Source organism: Synechococcus lacustris Maggiore-St4-Slac (assembly GCF_024345595.1).
Classification (GTDB): Bacteria; Cyanobacteriota; Cyanobacteriia; order PCC-6307; family Cyanobiaceae; genus Synechococcus_D; species Synechococcus_D lacustris.
Genome location: NZ_JAGQBK010000017.1, coordinates 20,850 through 32,779, shown reverse-complemented (window position 1 = coordinate 32,779; position 11,930 = coordinate 20,850). Strand labels below are relative to the sequence as shown.

Below are 11,930 nucleotides of genomic sequence, written 5' to 3'. Positions count from 1 at the left end.
ACTTCTTGTGTCGTCGTATATACCTGCTGCTATCGCTGCACGATCAATTAAATCGCCGCTATCCCAAACAATATTGCCTAGCGAATCAAGAATTGTTATCGAGCGCCCACCAAAACTAAATTTTTGCTCATAAGCTGTTGTGTTTGAATCATAGTTGCCTAGGTCTTTAATTGTTTTTAAGCGTTTATCAGTACCTGCACCTGTTACGCCTTGTCGGAATTCATCATTATGATTGGCGCCCTCTTTGGTTATTTCGTTATTTGATGGATTTGTGTATTCGCCATCTGGCCGTACGCGGCCATCACCTTCATTTGCAATAATTGTGAACGTTTGGGCTGAGCCATTGGCGCCAACAGCTTGATAGGCTGCTATGCCATCAGGCATGCGTAATCCGTATATATTTTGATTAGCAAGTAATTTAATCCCACCATCTTTATCATCTGGATCAATGTATGTTGGCGAGAAGTTAACTATGCCAAGTTGAATCTTTGCGTCTACCGCTGGATTCGAATATACGTATGTTTTGGATCCATTTATATCTGAAGCAAGACTGTATTTTGCTTTTTCAGTGGAGCTTAGAGCTGTGTATTCAGTTGCAGTTAGCGACGTTACTCCAAAGTCGTTATCATTGATAACAGCCAGGCGTCCGTCGCTTAGCAGTGCTAAACCCTCTGGCTTGTCGTTGGGAATGTAGCCAATGCTTGCTAGATTGGTTATTAGTACTTTGCTTGCTAATTTTATGCTATGTGTTGATAGTAGTGAATCTATGCTAAGATTTTCCTCGTTTGCAACTGCATTACCTAATATATTTGTAGCTCCTTTTAGGCTAACTTCAAAAACCTGCTTGTAGCTTAGTGCTCCAGGCGCTGAATCACGCTCAAGTACGTAGAATACCTGCCTTTTTGCGTCGTAGGCAACATCACCAATCTTATCAACCTTTGCTTCATATAATGAACCATCTGGTGATACTGTATCTTTCCCTGCCATTGAATATAAATATTCAGCGGAAGGATTGCCCGTAGTTGCATCTATTTCAAGGATTCTAATTAATGAACTCTTCTTGCCGTCGTTGGCACCCACATCATCCAGTGGGCTTTGCACAAAGGCAAACAGCTTGCCATTTGCTTCGTCGTAGGCCATGCCTTCGAAGCCGCGGTTCGTTTGGCGCTTGGCGTATTCAGCAGGCAATGTTTCCTTGCCAAGGGCACCAGCGGCGAGTCCGGCTGCTACGCCAGCTCCAACAGGCACATAGCGCTCAATTAATTGGCCTGTTGCATTGAATTTATAAACGGCAGGTCGATATTCATCGCTCATCCAGATGTTGCCATCCTTATCTTGAACTATTGATTCCAGGTCGGCACCGTAGGGGTCGTAGCTCAGCAGGTTGCCATTTGCATCTACTGGAATCTGGTCTCCCTTGCCATTAGAGCGGCCTGTGATTGGAGTTGTGCCGTCTTTTTGGGTAAGTTTTATTTCTCCTAATGTTGATACAACTCCTGTTTTTTCATCCAGGGCAAGTTTGTAAAAACGGGCTTGATAATCCGGAAGTAGAAACGGTTGAACGGCATCTGGAGTTCCGTCTGTTCCTGGGGTGCCATCCGCTTTAACAACGTCTTTTGAAGCTACGCCACCATTGGGTCCCCTGTCTGCCGGTGCTATAAACAACAATCTACCTTGGGCATCTCGGCCTGTTGCATATAGGCCTGAAAGTCCGCCGCCCGGCACCACAGCACCAGCGCTTGTTGTGCCAGGGCTTGCGATCACTAAATCATAATTAGTTACGCTTGGTTTTCCTCTAACATAATCTTGAACACCTACGGCTCTCAAGCTTTCTAAAACTGGAATGTTGCCTTCAATATTTATAACTCCAATTGCATTATTTTCCTGAAATGTTACATATGCTTTTTTCCCATCTGGGCTAATAGCAACATATTCTGGTTCTAAATCCTTTGCAGCGGTAGTTCCTGCTATACCTGAAATCCTTATTCCTAATGCTTTTAGTTCGGCTTCTCTACCATTAAGTGCTGTGAATCCGAGCGTTGCAACTGTAGAATCTGCAGGGGTTGTATTATTGATTGAAATTAAAGAAATTGTTCCCTCTGGATCAACTGTATATAGTTCATTTGGTTCTCCTTCATTTGCAACTACTAGCTTGTTTCCATCTGGTGTGAATGCAATTGAATCTGGAACTATTCCCACAGCTACCGAGCCAGCTGCAGTAATTGTTGCGCTGCTACCTTCTCCAGAGACTTTGTAGAAAAATACTTTTCCTTCCGTATATCTAGCTGAGCCAGTGCCTTCAACAGCTACTGCAACTAAACCAGTGCTGCTAACTGCAACGCTATTTGTGTTACCCGATAAGGTTATTGTTTCCTTAAGGGTTGGATTTGCTGGATCGGTGAAGTTTACTGCTGATAAACTTGTATTACCGCCAATGGTGAATATAAGTTTAGAAGCCGCATGGAAGGCACTAATCTCAGCACCACCAGTAAGGCGCAGGCTGTTCAAGCTTGTTAGATCAGCAAAAGATGAAGTCACGAAGCTTTGTGAAATATCCTGCTAATAATGGAATTCAAAACCATCTCATTGCGTTAACGGATGGAGTTAATTTGATTAAGGATCTGTGTTTTTTTGGTTAACTAAGCTTTGATTAATGCCTCCCCCTTCATTCCCCTTGGTAGCCAAGTTCAGCTAGGCGGCCAGGTTTTTGTCGCCAGTGGGGCACTACCTTCACAAATAATTCCAGGTAAACGGGGCCATCAAATACCTTTTGCATTTGCAGCCGGGCGCCGGTGCCGATTGCTTTGAGCATCGCGCCGCCTTTGCCGATCAGGATCCCCTTTTGGCTGCTGCGCTCCACCATTACGGTGGCGAGAATTGCGGTGCGGGGCCCATCTTCTTCTAATCGTTCGATTTGCACTGCAACCGAATGGGGGATTTCTTCGCGGGTGAGATGCAACACCTGTTCGCGGATCAATTCAGCCAGAAGTAGGCGTTCCGGTTGATCGCTGATGGTGCCAGCTGGATAAAGCATCGGCCCAGGCGGTAGCAGTTCCGCCATGGCTGCCACCAATGCAGCACAGCCTTCACCGCTGGTGGCGCTGAATGGAAATAGGGGCGCCTGGGGCAAAGCTGCTTGGTAGCTGGCAATTAGTTCTGCCTGCTCTTGCGCTGCCACCAGGTCTTGTTTATTTAGGCCTAGCAGCACCGGTTGGCGGATTTGCTGCAGCAGATCAAGCACGAATTGATCACCACGACCCATGGGCACGCTGCCATCCATCAGGGCAAGCACCACATCCACTTCACCAATGCTGTTGCGGGCGGTTTGCACGAGGCGTTCACCCAGCAGGTGGTGCGGTTTATGGATACCTGGTGTGTCTAGCAGCACCAGTTGAGCCGTTTCTGTTGTGAGAATTGCCCGCAACCTGTTGCGTGTTGTTTGGGCTACCGGTGAGGTGATCGCTACTTTTTCTCCCACCAATTGGTTCAAGAGGGTGGATTTACCCACATTTGGCCTGCCAATTAGGGCAACAAAACCGGAGCGGAACCCATCTGGCGTTGGGGTCCATTGCAATTCAGTGCCGTTTGGTATTGGGATCTGCATGCACCCAGTGTGCAGGTGCAACCAAACCAGCGGCTAAAACCCATAACCTGGATTGATGGTTTCAACCCTTGAGATGAGCTTTGAAGAGGCGATGGAAGCAGCTGCCCTTTGGTGTGGCGCTTGGGAACAAGGGGACCTCAGTGATGAGGTATTAGCAGACAAAGTGGCTGATCTCGTTGCTAGCCGTGATGGCGCCCGCGGCTTTTTTGTGGTGAGTTTGCCAGCGGAAAATCCCTTGATGGATCGCCTACCCGAACCATTAGTGATGGCCCTGCGCTTAGCGGGTGAGGGGGTGGTGGATTTAACCGTTCGCAACTTAGCCATGAGCACTGCCATGGCCGTTTATCACCTAAGGGTGGGCGCTGATGAACAGGCCTCAGGTTCCAAGCGGGTGCAACGGCGCAGTATTGAGCTACTGCAGCAACTTGAACCAGCAGCTGTTAAAAACCGGCTTGAAATCCTATTGGCTGCCACCAATGGCGAGGGCAGTGATGTGGCTTTCCTTGAGCGTTGGCAATACGACGCCGAACAAAAAGCCGCCATTAAGGCGGCTGTATTGTCTGTTGCTGAGTAAATACAATTTAAAGCGCTAACTCCTACCAATCAATCGCGGCGGCTGCCACCATTAAGGGCGATTATGAGGCGCAGGATAAAAATAAATAGATTGATGTAAGTGAGATACATGCCAAGGGCACCGGCTAAATATTGGTCGTCGCGATAGGTGCGGGGCATTGTGTAGAAATCTACAAATGCAGCTCCAACAAATAACACCGTGCCAAAGCCGGCAATCATTAATTCAAATCCACCACCCATGAACATGCCGGGGGCAAAAATACCGCCGATAAGTTGCACAACCATGGCGATTAATAGCCCCACGATGCCCAAACCCACCACTGCCGTGAGGGATTGGCCAACGCTGTCGCTCATGCGACGGCCCACAATCGATGCGATCACAAATGTGATGCCAGTAGCTAAAGCAGCAATCGCAACCCCGCCAACACCAGCAGCTCCGCTCAGGGCCATGGCCACTAAGCCGCTGAGGGTGAAACCGGTAAGCAGGCTGTAAACAGCTAATAGCGGCAAGGCAGTGGCGTTATTAGCTTTGAGCGCTACGTTTTGCGCCACAAAAAATAGGATTAAGTTGCCGATTAAAGCCACCCAAAAGAGGGGCATGAACAGGGGCGTAGCGATCATTGTTAAGCCACCAAGCACCCCCACTGAAGTGAGCACCATGCCGCCACCCACATAGGGCAGAGCGCGGTTAACAACATTTGGCCCCACTAGGGCGCTGCTTTGCGCTTCCTTTATCGCTTGTTGAAAATTACTGCTGGCCGGCATGGCTTTTCACCTAAGGGAACCCCCCTATGGTGGCAGCGAAAATCAGTTTTTGCCGTGCGGATCACCGCCTTGCTTGGCGTAGGCCTCCACAAGCCCTTGCACCAATGGATGGCGCACCACATCAGCTGCACTAAGCCTGCAGATTGCAATACCTTCCACCCCATCAAGCACTTGGGCCGCTTCCACTAGCCCACTGGGTTCTCCGCGGGGTAAGTCAATTTGGGAGGGATCACCAACTACCACCATGCGCGAATTTTCGCCCAGCCTGGTGAGCAGCATGCGCATTTGGGCGCAGCTGCTGTTTTGGGCTTCATCAACAATCACAAAGGCATCCGCAAGGGTGCGGCCGCCCATATAAGCAAGCGGTGCTGCTTCAATAATGCCTTTGTCTAGTAGTGCCGCTGTGCGTTCTGGGCTCAGCAAGCTGTGTAAGGCGTCGTATAGGGGGCGCAGGTATGGCTCTACCGCTGTTTCCAGCGCAGGCCTGGTGAGCACAATTCTTTCAACCCGCCTCTCCTGCAGGCAGCGCACCGCTTGCACCACAGCTAAAAAGGTTTTACCTGTGCCGGCAGGCCCGAGGGCCAAGGTGAGTTCATGGTTTTCCATCGCCTCCACATAGTTGCGTTGCCCCAGGGTGCGTGGCCTTAATAACTTGCCGCTTTGGCTGCGCGTTAAAACCTGTTTACTTAATAAACGTTGCTCTGATCCATGGCCTTTATTTAGTGCCTGCAGATTTGTATTTAAATCAGCGGCAGTAATTGTTTCTCCGGCAGTCCATTGATGCCGTAGTAATTCCACAACGGCGGCGGCCTGCTCCAATTGTTGTGGCTTGCCATCAATATGTAATTGCAAACCGCGCAGCACTAATTGTGCGCCGGTTGATTCACTGATCTTTTTAAGGTTTATTTCTGCCTCGCCAGCTAAAGCCAAGGCAGCAGCTTGATCTGGAAGATCAATCGCGAAACGCTGGCGCCCTTCCATGGGGCTGATATCAGGCTTCAGCTTCCACTACAGGGGTTTCTTCAGGGGTAACTTCCGCGGCGGCAGAAGCAGCAGCAGCAGCTTCAGCTTTGGCAGCCTCTGCAGCAGCAACTTCTGCAGCCTTTGCTTCAGCAGCAGCCTTTGCGGCAGCCTTTGCCTCTGCTTCGCGGGCAGCTGCCTGTTTTGCCTTGCCAACGGTTTCAGCTGGCCTGATTGTTTTGGCGATCATGCCGCCTTTTTCCAGGAGGCCCCGCACGGTGTCTGATGGTTGGGCGCCTTGATCAAGCCTGCGGCGCAGGGCTTCGGTATCAAGGCGAGTTTCATTGGTGCGTGGGTTGTAAAAACCCAGTTCCTCAAGGGGACGTCCGTCCCGGCGGCTGGTGCTGTTACAAGCCACGATCCGGAAGCTCGTTTCCCGCTTCTTACCGAAGCGCTTCAGGCGGAGCTTGATCATCGTGACTAATCGTGCGAAAACTTGAATCAACCACCATAACTGTTAGCGGTTAAAGCTGACCAAATCCCTTGCGCTTTTTGGCTGGTTTATAGGCCTTTGCCGCCTGTTGAGGGCCACCCATTCCCGGGAAACCACCCATGCCAGGCATTCCACCCATGCCGGGAATTCCACCCATGCCGGGCATCCCAGGCATGCCACCGCCGCGGCTCATTTGTTGCATGAAACCGCGCATCTTTTGGAAATCGGCCAGCACCTTATCCATGTCGCCTGGTTTATGGCCACTGCCTTTGGCAATGCGCCTTCGCCTAGATGGTTGCGAAGCTAATAAATCCGGATTTTCCCTTTCCTCTTGGGTCATCGAGCCGATCATCGCCTCGATGCGCTTGAGCTGGGCTTCCCCCTGCTTGAGCATGCCGTCGTCGATCTTGTTCATGCCCGGGATCATTTTCATCAGTCCGCCAAGGGAACCCATGCGTTTGATCAAACGCATCTGTTGCACAAAATCAGAGAAGTCGAAGGAGGCCTCCTGCAGCTTGCGCTGCATGCGCTCCACATCAGCGATCTCCACCTCCTTTTGAGCCCTTTCCACCAGGGTGAGCACATCTCCCATGCCGAGGATCCGGCTGGCCATCCGCTCCGGATGGAAGGGCTGGAGGGCCTCCACCTTTTCGCCGGTGCCGATGAATTTGATCGGAGCACCACTCACCTTGCGGATCGAGAGGGCAGCGCCGCCACGGCTATCGCCATCGAGCTTGGTGAGCACTGCCCCCGTAAGACCCACCTGCTCATGGAATGCGCGGGTGAGTTCAGCGGCCTCCTGGCCGATCATTGAATCCACCACCAGCAACACCTCATCGGGCACCACTGCGGCGCGGATTCGCACCATTTCCTCCATCATCGCCGTGTCGATCTGTAGCCGCCCGGCGGTATCAACGATCACGGTGTTGAAGCCCTCCGCCCGGCCCTTAGCTACGCCGGCAGCGGCAATATCCTCCGGTTTTGCATCAGCCCCAAGGCTGAATACCTCCACACCGATCTGACGCCCAAGGGTTTGCAGCTGGTCGATGGCTGCGGGCCGATACACATCAGCGGCCACCAACAGCGCCTTGCGACCCTGTTCCTTGAGGTGCAGCCCCAGCTTGGCTGTGGCTGTGGTTTTACCGGCGCCCTGCAGGCCAGCCATCAGCACCACAGTGGGCAGTGCCTCGGCCTGGGCCAAAGGCGCATTGGCGCCCCCCATCACCTCCACCAGCTCGTTGTGCACCAGCTGGATGAATTGTTGGTCGGGGGTAATGCCGCGCACCACCTCAGCGCCTAGGGCTTTACTGCGCACATCAGCAACAAAATCCTGCACCACCTGCAGGCTCACATCCGCCTCGAGCAGGGCCCTCCTTACGTTTTTAAGCGCCCCATCAACATTGGTTTCACTGATGGCAGCTTGGCCCCTGAGGCCGCGTACGGCATCCTCAAGCCGTTGGGAAAGCTCTTCAAACATCAGCTGCCAGCGCGAAAATCAGCCAATTGCCAGGGCCCATTGGCGCCATTGCGAACAAAAACATAGGTATTTGTTAAGGGGGTGGGGTTTTGTTTTTTTAACAGCTTGCCATCGGGGCCAAGCAGTTCCTCGGAGTAGAGGATTTGGGCTTGGGCTTCAAGCCGCACTGGGCTGCTGCTGATGCTGCTGAATTTATCCAGCTGGGCGTTCACCTTCAGGGTTAAGCCAGCTTTGGCATAGTCGGCCCGATCGGCAATCACGTTATCAACGAGTTTTGGTAAGGCGAGTTTGCTTAGCACCGCTTCGTTGTTGCCCCCTGCCAGCATTTCAGCTTTTGCTTTTAACCATTGCTCTAAAACTGTTTTGCTTGCTTGTTCTGGAGATTCAACTGGGGGCTCTGGCTTCGGTTGCAAACTTGGTTGCAAGTTGGGTTGGTTTATTGCAACTGGTGGTGGCGGCAGCAACAGGGCTTCCTTGGGGATGGGAGGCGGATCTTGTTTGCGGCCGAGATTCAAACCAATGGCGCTGGTTGCCACCATTGCCACCCCTAAAACAAGCCAACGGTTGATGTTGCTGAGGTTTTGCAATTTGGCTATGGCTACTTCCCATGGCTCGGACTGCCACCAATCCCTAATTTGTTCCAGCAGCTGGAACTTTTCTCTTGGTTGTTCAGGCTGAATTAAATCGTTTAATTCGTTTGCTTCTTTTTGCCAGATTTGTTCAAGTTCAGCGGCACTTGGGTTTGGCAGCAGCTCAAAGCTGGTGATTGGTTCGGTTCTTTGATCGATTCCATGGGCGCGGCGGCGGTCGCCCCTTTCGATATAAGCCTGCACATCACGATCGGCAAAATAGGCCTCCAGATCTGGGTCGGCCTCAAGGTCGCGGTAACAGGGCAACACCTGTCTTTCGAGCCAATCGCGGCAATAGGCGCAAACGCCAGCTAAGGGATCATCCCCTTGTTCCCTGGCCCAGTGCTGCAATTCAGGGTCGCTGCCCCGCTGGAAATGGGATTGGGCAGAATCCGTATTACCTAAAAGCAGTTCTAAACAGGCAATTTCAGGTTCAACTCCCACCTCATGGAGGGTTTTGAGCCGCACCAGGGCCGCTTCGATCCGTTCCGGTTTGCGTTGGGCAAATCCAGATGCTGTAAGGGCATAGGCGCTAAGGAAATCAGCAGTTACGGAACCCGCCTCCGCCATTGTGAGGAACAGATCGATCTGTTCTTGCACGGTGAGGAAATTACGGATCTGTTGAAAAAATGATTGGAAGGCTTCCTGGGAAAAATTTGGATCCTGTTCGCCATCGAGGCCACCGCGGCGACTAATTAGTTCTTGCAGAAGCTGCTGGCCAAGCTGACGCTGCTGGTCTTCGATTAGGGGTCTACTCAGTAAATCCAGCACCCGATAGGGAAGCAGCTCTTGCAGATCAGCCTCTAGGGCCAAACGCCGCTCCAACTGTTGCCCCATCCGTTGCAGCAATTGAATGCCCTGTTGCAGCAAAAGGGCTGCTGTTTCGTAGTGGCGCTCGCGGCGCCTCTCAGCGCCACCCTGCTGGCAGGCCAGGGCAGCTAGCAGGGCGAGATCAGCCTCACGGCTGCTGCCTAGGGCAGGGGCTTGGGGTGGTTGCAAAGCCCTGCGGGCCCCTTCAAAAGCTTCTAGGGCTTGGCCTGATTCCATTAAAAGAATCAAACCGCCCACTTCCAAATTAGACGGCACCTCCAGGGCGGGCAGGATTGTTGAGGCTTCGGTTGTTTGTTCCGTAAGCAGGCACTCGTAATGCCTGCGTTTATCTGTATTGGTTAGAAGATTTGCGCTTGCCTCAAGCAGCTCAGCCCTGGCGGTGAGCGCTTCGCTGCTGAAACCCGGCCCAGGGGGACGATCTAAGCGCTGCTGCAGGGTGCGCAATACGCCATCGCTTGCAACTACAGGGCTAACTCCCAGTAAACGGAAATGGTCGAGCGGTAGCTCCAAGCGCTGGATGCTTATACAAGAGCGAAGTTTACGTTGGTTCAACGGTAAAGTTTGTTTTTTGATGGGGCCCAGGTGCCATGACCAGCGAAACCGCTGCTGCCGCAGGTTTTTCTCCAGCGGCGCTCGGTGCGGAGCTGAACCGGGAAGACGGCTTGATGCTCTACCGCGACATGGTTTTAGGTCGCCGCTTTGAAGACAAATGCGCGGAAATGTATTACCGCGGCAAAATGTTTGGTTTTGTTCACCTCTACAACGGCCAAGAGGCAATTGCCACGGGCGTTATCAAGGCAATGAAGGCCCAGCACGATTGGTTCTGCAGCACCTATCGCGACCATGTGCACGCCCTCAGCGCCGGTGTGCCAGCAAGGGAGGTAATGAGTGAATTATTTGGCAAGGAAACCGGCTGCAGCAAGGGCAGGGGTGGTTCGATGCATCTTTTTTCTAAAGAGCACCATTTATTGGGTGGCTATGCCTTTATTGGTGAAGGTATCCCGGTAGCACTTGGGGCCGCTTTCACTAGTAGATATAAGCGCGATGCCCTTGGTGATAGCAGCAGTAATGCGGTAACAGCAGCCTTTTTTGGCGACGGCACTTGCAATATCGGTCAATTTTTTGAATGCCTAAACATGGCTTCGTTGTGGAAATTGCCGATAATTTTTGTGGTGGAAAACAACAAGTGGGCCATTGGCATGGCCCATCACCGCGCCACCAGCGACACGGAAATTTGGCGTAAAGCCAGTGCCTTTGGCATGGCTGGGGAAGAGGTTGATGGCATGGATGTGTTGGCCGTTCGCGCCGCCACCCAAAGGGCCCTTGAGAGGGCAAGGGCTGGGGAGGGCCCCACCTTGTTGGAATGCCTCACCTATCGCTTCCGCGGCCATTCCTTGGCTGATCCCGATGAACTGCGTGATCCAGAGGAGAAGGCCTTTTGGGCCCAGAGGGATCCCATCAAGCAATTTTCAGCCCTATTGCTCAACCAAGGCAAAGCCACCGCTGAGGATTTGGCTGCAATCGATGCCGAGATCGATGTTGAGGTAAGGGACTCAGTGGAATTTGCCCTGGCGGCTCCTGAACCAAACCCCGATGAGCTAACCCGCTACATCTGGGCTGAGGATTAATTCCAGGGTGGCTTGAAATCAGAGCTGGGATGGCACCCTGCGGGTGAGGTTGCGCAATTTACGCAAGGCCTTCAATTCAACCTGGCGCACCCTTTCCCTTGAAACATCCATCAAACGGCCAATTTCAGCAAGGGTGTGGCGTTGTTCGCCGGAGAGGCCAAAACGCAATTCCAGCACTTGCCTTTCCTGGGCTGTGAGATAGGTGAGCCAACGGCCCAACTGCTCATGGTGCATACGGCGTTCCACCGCATCTAGGGGTTCTTCTTGGCGGTTATCGGCGATCAAATCACCGAGAAAACTGCGGCCCTCATCACCGCTGATTGGCGCATCCAGGCTGGAAGTGGTGAGGGATTGACGCAGCAAACCATCAAGTTCCTCCACTTCAATCTGCATTTCTTCAGCTATTTCACGGCGATTTGGCATTGCTCCCAATTTGTGGGCCAAATCCATCGTTACCTTGCGCACGGTTGCTAGCCGTTCGCTCAGGTGCACCGGCAGCCTGATGGTGCGCGATTGGCAGGCAATGGCCCTGGTCATGCTTTGGCGGATCCACCAGAAGGCATAGGTGGAGAACTTGTAGCCGCGGGTGGGATCAAATTTCTCAACCGCCCTTTCCAAGCCCAAGGAGCCCTCCTGGATTAAATCCAACAGCTCCATGCCCTTGCCTTGATATTTCTTGGCAACACTCACCACAAGGCGCAAATTTGCCTTCATCATTCGTTCCTTGGAACGGCGACCCACCCGCACCAATTTCTTTTCGTGGATGGTGAAGTTCTCTTCACCTTTTTCAACCAGCAGCATCATGGTTTGCACCTGATTGCCCAGTTCGATTTCTTCGGCAGGGGTTAGAAGCGGAACCCTGCCAATGCTTGCCAAATACCAGCTGATGGGGTCGTTACCCCTTTTGCGGCTGCTCTCCACAACGGAAAGCGGGGTGGCAGTCATTGGAAAGCTCATTAGTAGGCAAAAA

At 52.4% G+C, this 11,930-nt stretch carries 10 protein-coding genes; 2 read left to right on the top strand and 8 right to left on the bottom strand.

The genetic code is table 11. The features are described 5' to 3' along the window. Both KBY68_RS10420 and era read right to left on the bottom strand, forming a co-directional pair. Positions 1 to 2,538: choice-of-anchor I domain-containing protein (locus KBY68_RS10420; protein WP_390634989.1), on the bottom strand; the 2,538-nt coding region annotated here is incomplete at its 3' end. Positions 2,539 to 2,665: 127 nt separating this feature from the next. Continuing rightward, positions 2,666 to 3,604 carry a GTPase Era gene (gene era, locus KBY68_RS10410; RefSeq protein ID WP_255097113.1) on the bottom strand — a complete coding sequence of 313 codons (939 nt, stop codon included), beginning with the start codon at positions 3,602 to 3,604 and terminating at the stop codon, positions 2,666 to 2,668. A gap of 55 nt (positions 3,605 to 3,659) precedes the next feature. On the opposite strand from era, the gene KBY68_RS10405 reads away from it, so the two are divergent. Further along, positions 3,660 to 4,178, top strand: coding sequence for a sll1618 family protein (locus KBY68_RS10405; RefSeq protein ID WP_255097112.1), 519 nt, complete (start codon positions 3,660 to 3,662; stop codon positions 4,176 to 4,178). Between the two features lie 29 nt (positions 4,179 to 4,207). On the opposite strand, the gene KBY68_RS10400 is transcribed toward KBY68_RS10405, so the two are convergent. The 5 genes from KBY68_RS10400 to KBY68_RS10380 are packed head-to-tail and all read right to left on the bottom strand — an operon-like array spanning position 4,208 to position 9,884. Next, positions 4,208 to 4,942, bottom strand: a complete 735-nt coding sequence (locus KBY68_RS10400) for a Bax inhibitor-1/YccA family protein (RefSeq protein WP_106499619.1) — start codon at positions 4,940 to 4,942, stop codon at positions 4,208 to 4,210. Positions 4,943 to 4,984: 42 nt separating this feature from the next. After that, positions 4,985 to 5,923 (bottom strand): PhoH family protein, encoded by a 939-nt coding sequence (locus KBY68_RS10395; RefSeq protein WP_255097111.1) that lies wholly within the window; start codon positions 5,921 to 5,923, stop codon positions 4,985 to 4,987. Between the two features lie 10 nt (positions 5,924 to 5,933). Continuing rightward, positions 5,934 to 6,377: a 30S ribosomal protein S16 gene (gene rpsP, locus KBY68_RS10390; protein ID WP_255097109.1), complete on the bottom strand. Its 444-nt coding sequence runs from the start codon at positions 6,375 to 6,377 to the stop codon at positions 5,934 to 5,936. 49 nt (positions 6,378 to 6,426) lie between these two features. After that, a complete protein-coding gene (gene ffh / locus KBY68_RS10385; protein WP_255097108.1) occupies positions 6,427 to 7,872 on the bottom strand; it encodes a signal recognition particle protein in 1,446 nt (481 codons plus the stop codon). After that, on the bottom strand, positions 7,872 to 9,884 hold the full coding sequence (locus tag KBY68_RS10380) for an IMS domain-containing protein (RefSeq protein WP_255097107.1): 2,013 nt from the start codon (positions 9,882 to 9,884) through the stop codon (positions 7,872 to 7,874). Before KBY68_RS10380 ends, ffh begins: the two co-directional genes overlap by 1 nt. A 35-nt stretch (positions 9,885 to 9,919) precedes the next feature. Here KBY68_RS10380 and pdhA point away from each other — a divergent pair, with 35 nt between their 5' ends. After that, a complete protein-coding gene (gene pdhA, locus KBY68_RS10375; protein ID WP_255097106.1) occupies positions 9,920 to 10,960 on the top strand; it encodes a pyruvate dehydrogenase (acetyl-transferring) E1 component subunit alpha in 1,041 nt (346 codons plus the stop codon). A gap of 18 nt (positions 10,961 to 10,978) precedes the next feature. On the opposite strand, the gene KBY68_RS10370 is transcribed toward pdhA, so the two are convergent. Beyond that, complete coding sequence (locus KBY68_RS10370; RefSeq protein WP_106499613.1) at positions 10,979 to 11,905, bottom strand: sigma-70 family RNA polymerase sigma factor; 927 nt, start codon at positions 11,903 to 11,905, stop codon at positions 10,979 to 10,981. Positions 11,906 to 11,930: the final 25 nt, after the last annotated feature.

Coding starts and splice junctions, on each gene's coding strand:
- era (WP_255097113.1), bottom strand. CDS start 3,604: ATGCAGATCCCAATACCAAACGGCACTGAATTGCAATGGACCCCAACG.
- KBY68_RS10405 (WP_255097112.1), top strand. CDS start 3,660: ATGGTTTCAACCCTTGAGATGAGCTTTGAAGAGGCGATGGAAGCAGCT.
- KBY68_RS10400 (WP_106499619.1), bottom strand. CDS start 4,942: ATGCCGGCCAGCAGTAATTTTCAACAAGCGATAAAGGAAGCGCAAAGC.
- KBY68_RS10395 (WP_255097111.1), bottom strand. CDS start 5,923: ATGGAAGGGCGCCAGCGTTTCGCGATTGATCTTCCAGATCAAGCTGCT.
- rpsP (WP_255097109.1), bottom strand. CDS start 6,377: ATGATCAAGCTCCGCCTGAAGCGCTTCGGTAAGAAGCGGGAAACGAGC.
- ffh (WP_255097108.1), bottom strand. CDS start 7,872: ATGTTTGAAGAGCTTTCCCAACGGCTTGAGGATGCCGTACGCGGCCTC.
- pdhA (WP_255097106.1), top strand. CDS start 9,920: ATGACCAGCGAAACCGCTGCTGCCGCAGGTTTTTCTCCAGCGGCGCTC.
- KBY68_RS10370 (WP_106499613.1), bottom strand. CDS start 11,905: ATGACTGCCACCCCGCTTTCCGTTGTGGAGAGCAGCCGCAAAAGGGGT.